Origin of the sequence: Microcoleus sp. AT3-D2, from assembly GCF_036705715.1 — a bacterium.
Lineage (GTDB): Bacteria > Cyanobacteriota > Cyanobacteriia > Cyanobacteriales > Microcoleaceae > Microcoleus.
In genome coordinates, this window is record NZ_JAUBVE010000005.1 from 76,973 (window position 1) to 94,136 (window position 17,164).

13 protein-coding genes and 1 pseudogene are annotated in these 17,164 nt (G+C 45.6%); 8 read left to right on the plus strand and 6 right to left on the minus strand.

Going from position 1 to position 17,164, the window contains the following annotated elements; translation table 11 throughout:
• Positions 1–603, plus strand: a 603-nt coding sequence (locus QUB44_RS03845) for a hypothetical protein (protein WP_333363304.1), incomplete at its 5' end; no start/stop codon positions are given.
• Between the two features lie 108 nt (positions 604–711).
• Positions 712–1,227: a hypothetical protein gene (locus tag QUB44_RS03850; RefSeq protein ID WP_333363305.1), complete on the plus strand. Its 516-nt coding sequence runs from the start codon at positions 712–714 to the stop codon at positions 1,225–1,227.
• A 268-nt stretch (positions 1,228–1,495) separates the two neighbouring features.
• On the opposite strand, the gene QUB44_RS03855 is transcribed toward QUB44_RS03850, so the two are convergent.
• The gene (locus QUB44_RS03855) at positions 1,496–2,110 is read right to left on the minus strand and encodes a Uma2 family endonuclease (RefSeq protein ID WP_333363306.1); all 615 of its coding nucleotides are present in this window, start codon (positions 2,108–2,110) and stop codon (positions 1,496–1,498) included.
• A 191-nt stretch (positions 2,111–2,301) separates the two neighbouring features.
• Between QUB44_RS03855 and QUB44_RS03860 the strand changes: the two genes are divergently transcribed.
• The 3 genes from QUB44_RS03860 (at position 2,302) to QUB44_RS03870 (ending at position 5,887) form a co-directional block, all read left to right on the plus strand.
• A complete protein-coding gene (locus QUB44_RS03860) occupies positions 2,302–3,702 on the plus strand; it encodes a DUF2157 domain-containing protein (RefSeq protein WP_333363307.1) in 1,401 nt (466 codons plus the stop codon).
• A gap of 109 nt (positions 3,703–3,811) precedes the next feature.
• Positions 3,812–4,528 (plus strand): GDYXXLXY domain-containing protein, encoded by a 717-nt coding sequence (locus tag QUB44_RS03865; protein WP_333363308.1) that lies wholly within the window; start codon positions 3,812–3,814, stop codon positions 4,526–4,528.
• Positions 4,529–4,765: 237 nt separating this feature from the next.
• Positions 4,766–5,887, plus strand: a complete 1,122-nt coding sequence (locus tag QUB44_RS03870) for a hypothetical protein (RefSeq protein ID WP_333363309.1) — start codon at positions 4,766–4,768, stop codon at positions 5,885–5,887.
• A gap of 135 nt (positions 5,888–6,022) precedes the next feature.
• Here the strand turns inward: QUB44_RS03870 and QUB44_RS03875 are convergent.
• Positions 6,023–6,648: pseudogene (locus QUB44_RS03875) on the minus strand (class I SAM-dependent methyltransferase).
• A 100-nt stretch (positions 6,649–6,748) separates the two neighbouring features.
• Between QUB44_RS03875 and hemH the strand changes: the two are divergent.
• Positions 6,749–7,912 carry a ferrochelatase gene (hemH, locus tag QUB44_RS03880; RefSeq protein WP_333363310.1) on the plus strand — a complete coding sequence of 388 codons (1,164 nt, stop codon included), beginning with the start codon at positions 6,749–6,751 and terminating at the stop codon, positions 7,910–7,912.
• A 243-nt stretch (positions 7,913–8,155) separates the two neighbouring features.
• Here hemH and QUB44_RS03885 read toward each other — a convergent pair whose 3' ends face one another.
• Positions 8,156–8,767 (minus strand): DUF4126 domain-containing protein, encoded by a 612-nt coding sequence (locus tag QUB44_RS03885; RefSeq protein WP_333363311.1) that lies wholly within the window; start codon positions 8,765–8,767, stop codon positions 8,156–8,158.
• Between the two features lie 315 nt (positions 8,768–9,082).
• On the opposite strand from QUB44_RS03885, the gene QUB44_RS03890 reads away from it, so the two are divergent.
• Positions 9,083–10,369 carry a Glu/Leu/Phe/Val dehydrogenase gene (locus QUB44_RS03890; RefSeq protein ID WP_333363312.1) on the plus strand — a complete coding sequence of 429 codons (1,287 nt, stop codon included), beginning with the start codon at positions 9,083–9,085 and terminating at the stop codon, positions 10,367–10,369.
• Between the two features lie 82 nt (positions 10,370–10,451).
• On the opposite strand, the gene nrdJ is transcribed toward QUB44_RS03890, so the two are convergent.
• Both nrdJ and QUB44_RS03900 read right to left on the minus strand, forming a co-directional pair.
• Positions 10,452–13,745 carry a ribonucleoside-triphosphate reductase, adenosylcobalamin-dependent gene (gene nrdJ / locus QUB44_RS03895; protein WP_333363313.1) on the minus strand — a complete coding sequence of 1,098 codons (3,294 nt, stop codon included), beginning with the start codon at positions 13,743–13,745 and terminating at the stop codon, positions 10,452–10,454.
• A 344-nt stretch (positions 13,746–14,089) separates the two neighbouring features.
• Positions 14,090–14,377 (minus strand): hypothetical protein, encoded by a 288-nt coding sequence (locus tag QUB44_RS03900; RefSeq protein ID WP_333081693.1) that lies wholly within the window; start codon positions 14,375–14,377, stop codon positions 14,090–14,092.
• Positions 14,378–14,413: 36 nt separating this feature from the next.
• On the opposite strand from QUB44_RS03900, the gene QUB44_RS03905 reads away from it, so the two are divergent.
• A complete protein-coding gene (locus QUB44_RS03905; protein WP_333363314.1) occupies positions 14,414–14,560 on the plus strand; it encodes a hypothetical protein in 147 nt (48 codons plus the stop codon).
• Positions 14,561–14,605: 45 nt separating this feature from the next.
• Here the strand turns inward: QUB44_RS03905 and QUB44_RS03910 are convergent, their stop codons facing one another.
• Positions 14,606–16,768, minus strand: coding sequence for a DUF4394 domain-containing protein (locus QUB44_RS03910; protein WP_333363315.1), 2,163 nt, complete (start codon positions 16,766–16,768; stop codon positions 14,606–14,608).
• Between the last annotated feature and the right edge of the window lie 396 nt (positions 16,769–17,164).

Sequence of the window (17,164 nt, forward strand, 5' to 3'; positions counted from 1 at the left end):
AGACAACGAGAAGAACAGAGACAACGAGAAGAACAGAGACAACGAGAAGAACAGAGACAACGAGAAGAACAGAGACAACGAGAAGAACAGAGACAGAGACAACTAGAATTACAGAGGATAACAGTAATTAATCTTGCTAGGAATCGAGTCCAACAGCTCTCAGTACAGGGAGTGGTAGAGTTAGAGCTTGCTAAAGAGTTTATTAGGGAATCGGCGTATTGGGATCATCCTACTGGTTCTCTAGTTCGTGCGCCGAAACACGCTAAGCGCATATATGATAGCTATCGTAATAATTGGGTAATCGATTTTGGAGCTAATTCATTTTTAGTTGGTGCTGCCATCTATCGTTGTCAACAAGTTTTATTAGAGTTTCTGGAAAAAGCTGAGTGTAGAGACGTGATGCCTATACTTCAACTTCGAGAAAAATTAGAACTTATTGTTCGAGGGTCAGTATCTAATCACGGAGGTGATGAATACAATGGTTATTATCCTGTGGATGACAATTTCATGCGATTTGGGACTCAAGCTATCAATATTTACGATTTTGTGAATTTGATTTTTAGCAAAGGTGGTATTGATAACCGCTTAACGAGTTTGATATAGATAACCTCGGTATAGGTTACGAGAGATGAGGAGAAGTGTTATTTGAATGACAGTGTTATAAGATATACTTGAAAGACCATTTAAAAAATAGAGGCAATTCGGAAACAAATGCAACCACAAGAACACAAGAAAGAAGTAGTTAAGGCTGTCAGAGCTAAAGTCCAACAGCTCTCAGTACAGGGTGAGGTAGAGTTAGAGCTTGCTAAAGAGTTTATTAGGGAATCGGCGTATTGGGATCATCCTACAGGTTCTCTAGTTCGTGCGCCGAAACACGCTAACCGCATATATGATAACAATCGAAATAATTGGGTAATCGATTTTGGAGCTAATTCATTTTTAGTTGGTGCTGCCATCTATCGTTGTCAACAAGTTTTATTAGAGTTTCTGGAAAAAGCTGAGTTTGGAGACGTGATGCCCAGACCTCAACTTCGAGAAAAATTAGAACTTATTGTTCGAGGGTCAGTATCTAATCATGAAGGAGATGAATACGATGGTTATTATCTTGTGGATGACAATTTCATGCGATTTGGGACTCAAGCTATCAATATTTACGATTTTGTGAATTTGATTTTTAGCAAGGGGGGTATTGATGACTCCTTATTCGATTCGGATCGAGAGAACTAAGGTAGAGGTTGCTACCCTAGATTACTTTATAGATGTTTGACGTTCTAAATCAGGATATGAAGGTTTCCTGATGTGGTTTCAATACTTACAGGCTCTAGGCGGGGAAATACCCCAAATTCTCTCATAGAGCCTTGAACGGATTCAAGTTGCAATCAACCTAAATCCCTATCAGGGATTGAAACATGGCCTTAATCAGGTTGAGGGTGGAGATTTTCACTAATCGGTAGGTGGTTAGATGAATGCTAACCAATTAGCTATTGATCCGCCCTTAAACCTCTCCACTCAAAATCTGTTGAACCGTCAAACTTAGCTGTGGAAACATCGGAGATACGATCGCCTCTCCATCCCGAAATACCCCAACCTCAACATATTGCCCCTCCTCAAGCCGCAAAACCGTCACTACTTGTTCAATTGGATCGATCGCCCAATACTCTGCGATGCCCCGCGCTGCGTACTGAGCTCGTTTGCGATCGTAATCCCGATCCCTGCCCAGTCTACCCGGACTGACTACCTCCACAACAAACCGAGGAGGCAACATATCGAAAGTGATAGTTAGCCTGGTTGCTGTCAGCGGAATGTGTTCAGGTTCCAGAATTATCAAATCTGGGTAGCGGTTGGCGGCATCTCCCGATCCTCTTCGAGGGCTTCGCCAACGCAAAACGGCAACTTGAACCTCGCAATTATGCGTTTTAATCAGTCTAAGTGGCACTAGCCCGCTGCTAGCCAGATAGAAAAATAGATAATTAGCAATGAAATTATTAGGTTCAGATTCTGGCGGCAAAGCGATTAACTCCCCATCAATTAACTCATAGCGTTGATCCGTATCATTTGAGTAATTAAGGTACTCGTCAAAAGTTAATTTTTTAGATTGAGCTTGTACCATAAAATTACCTTCCTTAATTTATTCGTCCCTTGCTGCTGGGAGTTTGTTTATATAGAAACGGTTTCAACCGCCGAAGGATCTCAATCAAATCTGCTGTGCAAGTTAGACAGGTGTCCCAGCCTCCATCGACAATCAACCCACAAGTGACATATTAATAACTATCACAGTTCAAATCCTCTGGAATATTAAAAATGATTTCAGATAAATTTCGACGCGAGTTGCGAGAACAAGCCAAACTCTGGCAAGCAGAAGGACTCATCGACACTTCATTCTACCAACAACTTTCCGAACGCTACCAATTCAACACACTCGAAACCGCCTCCCGCAACCGATTCCTCAGCATTCTGATGAGTCTCGGCGGCATTCTCCTCGGTATAGGAGTCATCACCTTTGTAGCGGCAAACTGGCAAGTTTGGTCACGAGAAGTGAGAGTTGCACTGCTGCTAAGTCTTTTCGTAGCAGTCAATGCAGCAGGTTTCTATCTGTGGCGAATTCCCCCATCCCGAAGCCAAAACTCCCATCCAAATATGCCCGCAACAAAAGGGCGAAACAAACTCCTAGGTGAAGGATTGTTGCTATTAGGATCTCTGATTTTAGGAGCAAATATGGCATTGATGGCGCAAATGTTCCACATTGGCGGTTCTTCCTACGGACTTTACCTCACTTGGGGAATCGGCGTGCTCGGAATGGCTTACAGTTTGCGGTTGACTTCCTTGGGCGTTTTGTCCGCACTTTTAATCGGTTGGGGCTATTGGTTTGCCGTGTTAGATTGGTCTTCCAAAGTCGAGTTTTCTTGGCTGGAAGTTTTGGTGCGGCAAATGCCGATCGCAGCCAGTATAATGTTTGTGCCGCTGGCTTATTGGTGTCGATCGCGTGCTATTTTTGCCATAAGTGCGATCGCGATAATTTTTTCCCTACAAGTTTCTATAGTCCAAGGGTTAAATCCAACCTGGAGTGCTGCAATTTTTTGTGCCCTACCGCCCGCTTTGCTGTGGGGATACGACGATGCAATCTGGCCACAGGTACGCAGCAAGCTGTTTCAACCTACCGCCCGCAGTTTAGCCCTGCTGTTTCTCGCCGGTTTGTTTTATGTTCTTTCTTTCCACTGGTTGTGGCAAGATTCGCCGAATCCTGGGCAAACTGAGCCGGATTGGGTTTTGCTGACAAATGTGGCTGTTTTGGGCGGTTTCACGCTGTTTGAGTGGCTGCGTTTGGGACGTTTGGAACTCCGGCGACCAAAACAAAAAGCAGTGGATTTGACCACAAGTGCGATCGGCATTTTCATCCTCGCCAGTGCCTTAATACCGCTTTTTCACCTCAATTTTACTCCCATTCCGCAATTAGCGACTTTTCTGTTCAATGTTTTATCATTTCTGCTCGCGTTCGGCTTAATTCGAGAAGGTTTAGCATTAGGAAACCGCCAGACTTTTTGGGGAGGCATGGTATTAATTACCCTGCAAATTATCAACCGAGTCTTTGAATATAACACAGGATTGTTGCTCAAATCTTTTGTCTTTGTTTTGTGCGGAATAGGCGTAATTGCTGCGGGTTTGTGGTTCGAGCGTCACTTCGCAAAAATCCCCGATGAATAGGAGCATTCTACTATAGTGCGATCGTCCCCCTTGCACTGCACTCGGAAGATGATTATGCCGATTCAAAGCTCAACGATATTATTCTGCGAACCAATTCCCAATTCCCAATATGAACACCGAACATCCAGATTTAACACCTCCCAGTTCCGAAATAGCAAATACCAGCGCTAATCCCCCATCATTCACCCTTCCCCCGGAAGCAAAACGCCTTCCTGCGTGGCGAATGTGGGTTCCTTTACTCTTGCAAATCGGACTAATTGCCGCCGTACCCGCCACCGCCGTTTACACTTTTATTACTGGCAAAACAGTTGTCCTGCAAACAGCACCAGTAGATCCTTACGACTTTTTGCGCGGATATTACCAAGTTTTGAGATATGATATTTCCGATCGCACAAATCTGCAAAAACTCCCCGGCTGGAAAGATTTACCTGCCGAAAAAACACCTTGTCCGCCCGCAGTTGTTTGTCCACAAAATACGCACAGTATCACGCCACAAACCAGTTTTTATGTAATCTTAGAAGCGCCAAAAGCGGCGACTAATCCCGGCCGCCCCCAAGCTTGGAAACCCGTCCGCGTCAGTCTGGAAAATCCCGTTAATTTGCCCGCCAACCAAATCGCAATTAAGGGCAAATATAACGGTTTCCTGATGGAATACGGCTTAGAAACTTATTATATGCCAGAGGATCAAAGGGAAAAAGTCAATCAGGAGATTAGCCAAGCTCAAAGCAGCCAGCGACAATCTTTTTTGGTAGAAGTAAAGGTTGACAAAACAGGCCATGCTGTGCCTGTGAGTTTGTGGGTGCGCGATCGTAATTATCGATTTTAGCCAATAAGGCCAAAAGGTCGATCGGTCTTTTGCCCTTGTTTTGAGTATTTTAGCTTAGGGATGGGGCCGAGGTTGGGCGATTCCCTACCGCAACGGGCCCGCAGGCACGTTGGGGATAGCTTCGCTCGCGCAGACATTTCAATTGCCGACAACCCAGGAGAATCTATTAAGATATATAAGACTTGTGCAAATCTTGCCAGTTCAAGGGCGCAAGTCATGACTCTACTGGAGCTTCTCATGTTAGCCGAGCTAATCTCAGCCAGACGAATACTCAAGACCAAACTCCTCGACTTCTTAGGACTTCCCGAAAATTGCCCAGACAAAACAGATCATCTCGTCAACCGAATTGTATCCCTGCTGGAAGCAAATCCCGCCGAACAAGAAAGATTTTGGGAGACATTCAAAAGTGAATTAGCCGTCGATCCGGTAGAATTAGAAACAATACTCAAGTGTTCGCCAGCAGAACGCCAGCAGTGGATTGAACAAGAAAAACTCCCTATTTTAGAATACCGCTCTTTCCGCAAATCAGGAATCCATCTAGAATATCCCGTTCACGACAGAAGATTCATCTTAAGTCTAACGCCAACCGATATTAATAATTGGCGCCAAGAACCCAAAGGACTGATTAAAAGTAATCACCAAATACCCACCCCAATCAATATAGAAAAGCCTGAAGAAAACGAACAATCGCGATTAGCTTTTAGTTCAGCTTGGGAAAAAATCATTGCCGACTGGAAAGAACAAGGTTCGGCGGAAATTTCAGCAACCTTCCAGCTAGCTTACTGGACAGTTTGGGCGTCGCGGTGGGCCAAAGAAAATCAGCTCAACAGCTTTAAAGCAATTAAATATAAGGAAATCTACGAAACTCACCAGCAGGAATGGTATCAGCGAAAAAATCAAGCAGTCAAGTTACTGATTGAAATGCCCTACGCCATGCTTTACTTCTACCGTCCGGCGGATTCTGACAAATTATATCTCGAACTGTGCGACGACCACGAGGAAATGATGAAAGATGCCTACTATTGGGATAAGTGGGATTTTTTCTATCAGAACCGCAAACTTGTAAATAAGTGCCGCGAATGTGTGTACTGCGAAACCAAAGATTATTACTCGCTTTACTACCTGGAAATCAAAAGCGACAAGTTTCCCGATTATAGCTTTTCTTTCCACACGCCTTACACCATAGGCAGAAAATTTTTGCCGCATCCAGAAACGCTGCCTTATGTCGAACACGTAGAACAGGACGGCATTTTTCGCTTTGGCCGCCCGCTGCTGGAACAAGAGAAAGCTATTCACACCGAAAAGGATGTATTGCTCAAGTTTGAGGCGGCTTTGGCAGAAGCGAAAAAGTTTGTTTAGTCATTAGTCATTAGTCATTAGTCATGAAGGATTAGCGATGAGTAGACATTCTTCATTTTAAAAGTAAGAATTCAGCAGTATTTAGTCAATAATTTGCGCGTCCATTACTAATGACTAATGACTGCTGACTAATGACTAATAACTGCTGACTAATGACTTTTGAACTTGGATTACTTGAATGCTGGCGCCAGCATAAAGTTTGGGTTGTGCAGTTACTTCGGAATTGTACGATCGCCATCCTACCTCTGCCAACAAACTCCCCAAGTCAGTTTCAGTCTCAAACAACCACAAAAATACAGCCAACCCTGGCAAAAATACCGGATTTGTGGGTCGATGAAAATCTACCAAAATGAATAGACCACCGGATTCGATCGCGCGGTATACTGCCTGAAAGATTTGTCGCAATTGCGCCCATTGCATTTCGTGCATCGCAACGCTGCTGTGTACTCCTGTCAAACTGACAGTCGGCAAAAGCTTCTAAATAATAATTGGCTGATGGTACATTTTTCCTTGCCCGTTGCAGAGATAATGGCGAAGCGTCAAGCCCTGTGACATCCTGGGAATATTGCACCAGAAATTGCGTAGTTTGACCGCTGCAGCAGCAAAGGTCTAAAACTTTAGTTTCTGCGCTGACGGTCAAATTTTGTAAGGCTAGTTGGCCCAAACGAGCCTCGCCGCCTACGCTCAAAGCAGCAAGACGCGCGATCGCAATCCTAGAGACACTGATACCGATAACTTAAATCTCTAAAAATTGTTGCCATAGTCAAAATTATGTATACCTTGCTATCGACTTAAGATATTATTAAGTTATATGATAAAGATAAGTAACAGAACTGAGACGATGGGAGAGCTGTAACCGCTATGGGTCGTGTGGGAGTATTGCTATTAAACTTGGGCGGGCCAGATCAAATCGAGGATGTCCGTCCTTTCCTGTTCAACTTGTTTGCTGACCCGGAAATCATTCGCATTCCGTTTCCGTGGATGCAAAAACCGCTCGCCTGGTTGATTTCGACCCTGCGCTTTCAAAAATCCCAGGAAAACTACCGCCAAATCGGGGGCGGCTCTCCTTTGCGGCGGATTACCGAGGAACAAGCCCTAGCCCTGCAAGAACTCTTGCAAGAAAAGGGACAGGATGCTCGAGTATACGTGGGGATGCGCTACTGGCATCCTTTTACTGAAGAGGCGATCGCCAAAATTAAGCGCGATCGTATCGAACACTTGACAATCTTGCCGCTGTATCCTCAATTTTCCATCAGCACCAGCGGTTCTAGCTTCCGGCAGCTAGAAGAAATGTGGGGCAAAGATCCTGACCTCAAGGATATACAATATACCGCGATTCCTTCTTGGTATCAGCGGCCTGGTTACATTCAGGCAATGTCGGAATTGATAGCCCAACAACTAGACCACAATCCGAATCCCGATCGCGTTCACATCTTTTTTAGCGCCCACGGCGTCCCCCTCAGCTACGTAGAAGAGGCTGGAGACCCCTATCAGCGCGAGATTGAAGATTGCACTCGTCTGATTATGGAACATTTGGATCGATCGAACGAACACACTCTAGCTTATCAAAGTCGGGTTGGCCCGGTGGAATGGCTCAAGCCTTACACCGAAGACGCCATTACCGAATTGGCAGAGAATGGAGTGCAAGATTTGTTGGTAGTTCCAATTAGTTTCGTTTCCGAACACATCGAGACTCTACAAGAAATTGACATGGAGTATCGAGAATTAGCAGAAGAATCGGGGATTGAGAATTTCTACCGAGTGCCCGCCCTGAATACTCATCCGGTGTTTATTGAAGCCTTGGCCGATTTAGTCATCGAGTCGATCGAATCTCCCAGCGTTAAATTCTCTGATGTTATACGCCCTTCCAAGACAGTGAAAATGTACCCTCAAGAGCAGTGGGAGTGGGGTTTGACCACGGGGGCGGAAGTCTGGAACGGTCGTGTGGCGATGATTGGTTTTGTGGCACTATTGCTGGAGTTAATTACGGGTCAGGGCCCGCTACACTCGATCGGATTGCTTTAAATTGACAGTTGACAGTTGACAGTTGACAGTTGACTGTTGGCTGTTGACAGTTGACTGTTGACTGTTGACAGTTGACTGTTGTGACAAATGACTAATGATATAAAATCAGTTGCGATCGGAATTATTCATCTCTCTCTTCTCTTCCTGGGCGCCCTCTGCGGTCTCTGCGGTTAAATCATTCCGAAACAACCGTAAACGATATGACTAATCACCAATAGCTAATCACCAATAACTAATCACTAATTAATCAGGATCGCGCTTGTGGCGGCGGGGATTTCCCCTATCGCCCGGTATTCCCTGACTTTTGTACCAGCGATACCACTCTTTAGAACTGCGAATTGCCAGCCACAGCAGCGTCATCGCAACTAACCCTCCCTGCCGTGGTGCGTCAAAGGCAAACAAAACCAAGGAAATGCACAGAACATCTTGGAGGAAAATCACCCAAATCGGCAAACCCCGCAGCCGGTAAAGCCATCCTGCTTGTACCAGTTGCAGCACGAAAGCCAACAAACCTCCGACAACACCAATAATCCACAGCATCCAAGGGTGAACAATAATTTCCTCGATCGAACTTACTTGAGCGATCGCAATTCCCATAATTGCTCCTACAATAGGGCTGAAAATAATTTGCACAATTTGCAGTACCCGCTGTCCTACAAAGGTTTTAGAAGCAAATAACTCTAACAGCGACCAACTCACCAAGATGGTGATAGCCACCTGGGGGGGAACCCCCGACAATAAAGGTATTTCCGACCACAGTTTGTCAATCCGCAACAAACCAATTAACAGCAGGGGCAGGGCAATTCTCATACCCCCTGCCGCAGACGCAGAGAGCGCGGCTAGGAGTCCAACCATAATAATAATAATTCAGTTTCTAACGTCAGCTAAAGCCTCGATCTATTTCAGAATTTAATTTCCCTGATGGCTGGTTGTGATTTGAACTAGCTAACTCAAATTTCGGCTTGAGCTTTAATATCACCTTCTATTGTAAGTGTATCTGCTTAATCGCTGCTTGGCACTGCGATATTGTTGATCGACACAAGGCAGTTGACTGTTGTCAGAAGAAAGGAGGCAGCATTCAACCAGGATTGTGATTAAATTAGCTTAAGCACCCGAAGCCTTCTTCTGACAACAGTCAACAGTCAACAGTCAACAGTCAACTAACTTCTTATGTCTGAATCATTATTTGCCGATGCCAGCCGCCGATTAGAACGAGCCTTAAAATATGTGTCGCTTTCCGAGGATACGATTGAAAGGCTGAAACACCCCAAATCTAGTTTAATTGTATCGATTCCGGTGCGGATGGATGACGGTTCCCTGCGAATTTTCCAAGGTTATCGGGTGCGCTACGACAATACCAGAGGCCCGTCTAAAGGAGGAGTGCGCTATCATCCGGGAGTATCCCTTGATGAAGTGCAATCCTTAGCATTTTGGATGACGTTTAAATGTGCAGTTTTGAACTTGCCTTTTGGAGGAGCCAAGGGCGGAATTACTCTCAATCCCAAGGAATTGTCCAAACTGGAATTGGAACGGTTGAGCCGGGGCTATGTCGATGCGATCGCAGATTTCATCGGGCCCGATGTAGATATTCCCGCGCCGGATGTCTACACCAACCCCATGATTATGGGTTGGATGATGGATCAGTACAATATTATTAAGCGGCAGCTTTCTCCAGCGGTTGTGACTGGTAAACCAGTGACAATTGGCGGCAGTTTGGGCAGAGATACGGCAACAGCAATGGGTGCTTTTTTTGTAGTACAAACTATTCTACCCAAATTTGAGCTAAATCCTCAAGATACAACTGTAGCGGTACAAGGTTTTGGTAATGCAGGTGCCGAAATAGCTGAACTGCTCTGGAAAGCAGGTTACAAAATTGTTGCTGTCAGCGATTCCCAAGGGGGCATTTATGCTAAACAAGGGCTGGATATCCCCAGTATTCGAGGCTTTAAAGACTCTCACAAAGGTATCAAAGCTCTTTACTGCGAAGGTTCGGTTTGCAATATTATCGAACACGAAATCTTGACAAATGAACAGCTTTTAGCATTAGATGTAGACGTGCTGGTTCCAGCAGCTTTGGAGAATCAAATAACTGAAGCGAATGTTAATGATGTTAAGGCTAAGTTTATTTTTGAAGTAGCTAACGGGCCGATTGATTCTGCTGCTGATTTGGTTTTAGAAGCGAGGGGAATTCAGGTAATTCCTGATATTTTAGTCAATGCCGGAGGCGTAACGGTTAGTTATTTTGAGTGGGTGCAAAATCGCAGCGGGCTTTATTGGACGCTGGAGGAAGTCAACCAGCGGTTGAAGCATAAAATGGTCGAAGAAACAGAAGCAATTTGGAAAAAATCTCAGGAATTGTCAGTTTCCATGAGAACTGCTGCTTATGTGTACGGGTTAAATCGACTCGGAGAAGCGATGAATGCGAAGGGAACGCGGGATTATTATGTGAACGGTTGAGAAATAAAATCCCCGACTTCTTCTGGTTATGTTCGTGAAATATCGAAGTAATTTCAGAAGTCGGGGATTTGGCTATTGGCTATTACATAGCCTTAGTCTCCGGCATCAAACACTTATCTGAATCGCAGCCCGCCGGCCCCGAATCCATCATTTCACCCAAGTCATAGCGACTCAAAGCCGCGTGAAAAATATCAATTTCGCGGCGCGCTAAAGTCTCTTCAACCATCTTGGTGTAAATTTCCTTGCTCACCGGTTCAAAGGGCAGACGCGGGAAAGTTTCAAGAGCATCAAACCTAGCCAAAAGCGCTGCGGAAATGTAGCCTTCATCATCGCGAATGGCTTCGTAAATCCGCGTACCCAAACTTTCAACTTCATTTTCCCGCAACTCAATCGTGGCAGAAGTGTTATGTCTGACATAGAACTTTTGCACCTGCATATAAAAGTCCATTTGTGCCGCCGCTGAGAACTTGTTAATGTCAATTTCATCGGCTCCCGGCAAGTCAGCCCAACTTACCGCAACAGGTATTTCTACCAGCCATTCTGTACAGCGTTCATCGAAGGGATTGTTCAGCAAATTGCCGTTTTCATCTTTGTCGGATTGAGACGGAATCACGTTGTATCCGTAGTCGATGCAGGCGAGGGCTACGGGGTCGTTTTTGCCGAAAGTGATTCGGCGAATGAAACGCTGGGCTTTCGGCGGATGCCACCCCGGCGAAGCACCTGTCAGCAGAGATTTAGTACCCGATGGTTGAACCGTTGTGCAGCGATTTGGGCGTTTTAAGGAATGGCGATCGCAATAATCCCATACTACCCGATTCACAATCTCGCGCCAACCACTCAAATACTCTTCTTCCCGCTGTTTAAAAGCGATTCCTTGCGGAGTTTGCGGGCGACCTTCCACCCACCAGCGCAGCCACTCAACGCCAAAAGCGTGAACGAAGAAATCGAACAATCCCGTGAAAGATACGCCGACAATCGGGTCTAGTTCGCGGCTGTATTGATAGCGGGGTTCAAGAAATTTGTGATTGAGAAGTACCGCGACAGATAGAGCCGCCGCCTTGAAAGCTTCCTCCTGTTCTTTGAAGTTGTAAGGGTCAATTTGATTGAGGTGGATCTCAGAAAGATTACAGTTTCCAGCTAGGGTATTGCCGAAAACTCCCTTATGAAACTCTGGTTCGTTGAAGCAGTAAGTATCGTGCAATCCTGGTAATTCTTCGACACTTCTGACCACTTGCCATTTACCTTTGTGTTTAGCATTCGTCCCTTTGCTCACATCTAACCGCTGACAAGGAATTTCACCACAGTCAGTAATTTGCAAGTAATACAAATCCCGACTTCGGACACCGTAATTAGTAATTGACCCTTGATGAGCGCAAAGATTTAGCGACGAACGAATACCACATTTGGTCAAAAGTAACTGAACTCTGAAAGCGCGATCGCGGTCAGAAATATAAATTCTGATACCATTACTGTGGGTATTCGAGCCGTCAGTATCGGCTAATCCAGCAATAAAATGTAAAATTGCTTGCCGATTCCAGCTCGCAATTAAATTTAGTGCTTCTGGGTTAACTTTCAAACTTTTCAGCAACTCTCCAGAAAAGCTCAAGTTAGTTACATCGGTAAAAGCAGGTAAATAGTCATAGCTTCTTTCTGGAAACTTATTTCCTGCTACTGATAATGCCATTTTGTGTTCGTAAAGTCGAACTTTCGCATTGTCATTTTTGTCTGTAGTCCCATCTCCTACAGCCACCCCCAAAGTGTAAGCATAACTTGAATCGATATTCAAGCCATCTTCATACTGAATTGTAAAAGGTTCAGTATGAATGCTATACCGACTTGTATCCATCAAGTCTTTGGTTTGAACTTCTCTGTAAACTTTACCAAAGCGATCCTTGACAAAAAAGCGATGATATTCTGTGGCATCCAGATAAGTACCATCACCAAACTTTACACGATAAAGTTTGCGTCGCCCGCCACAATTATCACTCGCTGTCTTAAATGGTGTGACGCAGCTCCATCTTTTACCATTCCAAATCTCAATTTCAGTTCCAAGAACGTCCTTTATTTTATGCAGTCCGTCTCTAGTAATTAGCAGAGTGTCGCCACTGACACAATGAAAATTAGAGCCGATGATTTCACCACACGGGTTTAAGCCCACACGGACTAACCGATGCTCTAACTCGCCAGCAGTCATGTTAGGATGGCGTTCCTGCAACCACTCTTTAGCTTTTCCTTCGTCGTAAGCTTTCAAAAACTCACTTCTAAGACTCGGTGTTGAAAGTAAATCAACGTTAGATCGAGCTACAGCTTCCCCGGCCCATTGAATCGCACCTTCGCCGCTATAATACTGTTTGCGGACAGCATCAATACATTCTTCTAATGTAGGTTTGGTATGGAAAACTCGCGTATGGTTAGCCATCCGAAGGGCATCGCGTTCTGGATCTATTCTCCAGTTGCCGCTTTCATCTTGTTGCCACAGATTGTTTTTAGCATTTGCGGCCAGTTCGTCCTCAAAAGAAAACTGACGCATTCCGGCCGATCTTCTAATATTTCCAGCGACGATCGTGACCGCCGCTTCATCTATCAAAATGCAGCATTCAACTGAATTTAACTGCCGCCCTAAAGCTTTATTCAAAATTGCCGCACAGCGCTGATAAAGGTCGGGCAATTTCACCGGATTTGCTACTCCGCCAAAACCTTTTAAAGGTTCTCCCACGGGGCGAACATCGCTCAAATCGATGAATACTTGAACTTCTCCTGCAAATCTTTCATCTGTGGATAATTCCAGCAAAGTTTGATAGGAGTTTACCCAACCCTGGCGAGAATCTCCGACATAAATAGTGGCGGTTTTTTCTACTATTTTTACCTCGGTTTCTTGACGGCGCAACTCGGCGGGTGTAGAGCCGATTTCGCCTTGCATGGTTAGGGTTAAACGGTTGCGAATCGGCGGCAGTTGGTTGATATATTGTGGTTCCAAGACTGCCCCTGTGCCACAGCCCATCATTGCCAAATCCATCAACAAACCAAAGGCGCGCCAATCGAGAATATTTGTTGAGGAGCAATTATATGCGCCGGAAAAATTCTCTGGTTGCTCGATCCATTTGCTGCCACCTACCCACAGCCAGCGGCCTGAAGCGAGGGTTTTGAGCTGGTTTTGCATCCGGTGCAGCAGTTGTGTTTCTTCGGGGGTGAGGTTTCCCAGCTTTTGCAGCCCCTTGACTGTTCGATCGCACACTTCCTCCCAAGTCTCCCGCCCTGTCTCGGTACGGCGACTGTAAGTCCTAAAAAATACTGGATTGGCTGCGGGTGCTGTTTCGGGAAAATCGGACAGGTTGCGTTTCTCGCTGGCACTCGATCGCTCTAATTCTCGAACCATAGGTTGTGTACTGACGTGTCGGAATATATCAAACTACGAATATACAACAGGATTCAGATTTAGGGTGAAAGCTTGACAAATTTGACAATTTGCACTAAATATGGGGCATCTGTCGATTTTAGATTTTAGATTTTAGATTTTCGATTGCAGAAAGCCATCCTACTTCGATTTGGGATTTGGGATTTGAGATTTGAGATTTTAGGGTGAAAGCTGGACAAATTTGACAATTTGCACTAAATATGGAGCATAGAAGTGTACAAGCTTGATCGGGCGAGATACTCAAAACTTGACGAAAAAACCCGATTTCTTCCAGAAACCGGGTTAATCGCAAATGTTGTCAATTGTCAATTCTTTGTCAATAAAAACTCAATATTGGGTAACAGCGGGTCTTGAACAACCCCCACACCGTTAAATCCCCAACGTTCGAGTAGCTTTTTTACCTGAGAACCGGAAATCGATTCTACTCCGAATCGATCGGCAACATCAGCAGCGTGGGCATTGAGATAACTCAAAGCGTCATAGTCTTCGCGAAACATCAGCAGGTAACTCACTGCCGCATCTGGATTGGGATTCGCGGACAGATATTTGCCATCACTGCGGGAACGTAGCAAGTAAAAAACTTGAGATAACATCTTATCTTGGTTGTCAAAATAATAGATTAACTTAAATTGGGAATTGGGAATTGGGAATTGGGAATTGGGAATTGGGAATGGAAATTGGGAATGGAAATTGGGAATTGGGAATTGAGAATTGCCCGATCGCAATTGCAGTGCGAGCTTCTAGCTCGCGAGCTAGAAGCTCGCACTGCGAAATAATTACGACTGCTCAACCGGACTCGATCGCCGATCGGACTTCACCATTTAAATCAAAGTCAGTGCTAAGCCTTTAATGCCTCGCCCGTCGCCAATTTGACCGACGATCGAAGCTTGACCGGTCGTCAAATTGATATTGTACAGGCTGGAAACTCCGCCAACCTCGATCGCAGCCAAAGCCGTCTCGTTACCGCCAACACTCCTGACATCAAAGCCGAGAACGGTACCAGCATCAATTCCCAAAGATCCGATCGTATTCAACACTCCATTATTCGGCGGATCTTGCCGCACCAAAATGTCTAAATTGGTATCAATTGCAAACAGCGTAGTCGAATTTGCCCCTGCTAAGTTATTCACATACGCAGCAGCAGCAGCCGCGCCGGGATTGCCAAAATTGCGATCGCCCGCAGCATAAGCCAAATTCCCGTCGAGTTGAATTCCCCCCGTCAGCGTGTCAAAATCGACAGTTGCCCCGGTATCCGGGTTGAGGCGGGCGTTTTGACCGGCTTGATTGACAAACCGAATTCGATCGACTGTCGGATTGAAATCAAAACCCGCAGCCCCCGGAGTTAGGGGAACAGCAAACTGCCCGCTACCGACTGAACTTGCTTGCCCAGTCACCGGATCGATCGCGTACAAGCGATTGCTAGAACCCACACCGTATAGCAAACCGTTAGCGGGGCGAAAATCAATTCCCAGCAAACTTTCTCCCGGCTGCAACCCTGTAACTGCCGCGTCGCTGAGAATTGCCCGCGGTGCCGCCTCATTAAAACCGACAATTGTTTCAGCGCCATTTCTGACAGTTAAAGCGTAAGCTGTAGGCAAAGGCAAAGCCAAACCGTTAATCTGTCTCCCGTCGGCAATTTGACCGACAAAGGAAGCTTGACCGCTACTTAAATTGATATTGTACAAGCCCGAAACGCCCCCAACTTCCAGCGCCGCCACTGCCACCTCGCGGCCGCCAATACTCCTGACATCAAAGCCGAGAACGCTAGTAGCATCAACTCCCAAAGATCCGATCGTATTCAACCCTCCATTATTCGGCGGATCTTGTCGCACCAAAACATCCAAATCGCTGTCAATTGCAAATAGTGTGGTCGAAGTTGCGCCCGCAAAGTTATTCGTGTACGCAGCCCCTGCAGCAGCCGGATTTGACCCAAAATTGCGATCGCCCGCAACATAAGCTAAATTCCCGTCGAGTTGAATTCCCCCCGCCACCGTGTCAAAATCCACAAGTGCCCCGTTATCCGGGTTGAGGCGGGCGTTTTGATCGGCTTCATTGACAAACCGAATTCGATCGACTGTCGGATTGAAATCAAAACCCGCAGCCCCCGGAGTTAGGGGAACAGCAAACTGCCCGTTACCGACTGGACTTGCTTCCCCAGTCATCGGATTGACAGTATACAAGCGATTGCTAGAACCCACACCGTAAAGCAAACCGTTAGCCGGCCGATAATCAATTCCCAGCAAACTTTCTCCCGCTGGCAATCCAGTCACGGGCAAATCTGTGATGACACTTCCGGGATTGGAAAGACTAAAACCGACAATCCGATTAGCAGGAGTTAAAGCATAAGCCGTTGTCCGCGCTGGAGGCGGGGGATTGGGAACAACGCTGCTAATATTATTAGTGAAACTTGCCTGATTAATCGCACTTCGTCTCACTCCTTGGAGAGTAGCGAGAAATTCTCCTGTTACCCGGTCTTGAATAACAGTATTGTTTCCAGCTTCCAAAATATTTAAGTCGCTAAAACTGAGACCTTCCCCCAAGCCGATTAAATCTGTACCTGGTACAAAATCGGCGATCGCGTCGGCATTTGCCAAATTAACACCGCCGCTGGTACGACCAGGATCTGCCTCAGCGTAGCGCCTCAAAACAAATAGGTCGGCCCCCTCTCCCCCTATCAGGATATCAGTATCTCTATCCCCGGACAAAACATCATTGCCGGAGTTTCCCGATATAGAATCGCTGCCTTTTCCGCCCACTAAAAAATCGTTACCTTCTCCGCCGTTAACAGTATCGTTTTCTAAATCTCCAAAAAGCGAATCTTGACCTGAATTGCCATCAATTAAATCGCTTTGCTTACCTCCATAAATGCTGTCATTACCCGAGTTTCCGGCAATGGTGTCATTGCCCATCAAACCAAAAATCAGGTCATTTTCTGGAGTTCCTGCTAGCAATTCTGCTTGGGCGGTGCCTCTAATGTCTGCCATGATCTAATTACCCTCTAAATTTGATACTTCTGTTGCCTAACGGCAGCGGTATTCTCAGTCAAAATATCACAAATTCGCACTTTTAGGATAGTTTTTCTTATTTTCGGCTGTAGGGGTGGCTTGCCATAAAAGTATTACACGCAGCTAAAATGATATATAAACCAGCCCCCGGATTCAAATAAACCCACTCCTAAATACAGATCGCTTAGCCGTATTTTATAGTTGGGTGTGTAGCTGGCGGGCGATCGCACCTTAACTGCAAACAGGCAAGCTGAAATTTTTAGCGGTGCGAACTTATGAAATTTTGTACTGCGTTCATTAGTAATATACGCTGACGCTATAATTTTGGATCTGTACAGTCAGAAATTATTTTTCTACTTTAATCTTAAAGCCTGC

Excerpts from the sequence above, each read along its gene's own strand:
- nrdJ (WP_333363313.1), bottom strand. The coding sequence starts at position 13,745 with ATGGTTCGAGAATTAGAGCGATCGAGTGCCAGCGAGAAACGCAACCTG.
- QUB44_RS03890 (WP_333363312.1), top strand. The coding sequence starts at position 9,083 with ATGTCTGAATCATTATTTGCCGATGCCAGCCGCCGATTAGAACGAGCC.
- QUB44_RS03870 (WP_333363309.1), top strand. The coding sequence starts at position 4,766 with ATGTTAGCCGAGCTAATCTCAGCCAGACGAATACTCAAGACCAAACTC.
- QUB44_RS03885 (WP_333363311.1), bottom strand. The coding sequence starts at position 8,767 with ATGGTTGGACTCCTAGCCGCGCTCTCTGCGTCTGCGGCAGGGGGTATG.
- QUB44_RS03910 (WP_333363315.1), bottom strand. The coding sequence starts at position 16,768 with ATGGCAGACATTAGAGGCACCGCCCAAGCAGAATTGCTAGCAGGAACT.
- hemH (WP_333363310.1), top strand. The coding sequence starts at position 6,749 with ATGGGTCGTGTGGGAGTATTGCTATTAAACTTGGGCGGGCCAGATCAA.
- QUB44_RS03860 (WP_333363307.1), top strand. The coding sequence starts at position 2,302 with ATGATTTCAGATAAATTTCGACGCGAGTTGCGAGAACAAGCCAAACTC.
- QUB44_RS03865 (WP_333363308.1), top strand. The coding sequence starts at position 3,812 with ATGAACACCGAACATCCAGATTTAACACCTCCCAGTTCCGAAATAGCA.
- QUB44_RS03850 (WP_333363305.1), top strand. The coding sequence starts at position 712 with ATGCAACCACAAGAACACAAGAAAGAAGTAGTTAAGGCTGTCAGAGCT.
- QUB44_RS03855 (WP_333363306.1), bottom strand. The coding sequence starts at position 2,110 with ATGGTACAAGCTCAATCTAAAAAATTAACTTTTGACGAGTACCTTAAT.
- QUB44_RS03900 (WP_333081693.1), bottom strand. The coding sequence starts at position 14,377 with ATGTTATCTCAAGTTTTTTACTTGCTACGTTCCCGCAGTGATGGCAAA.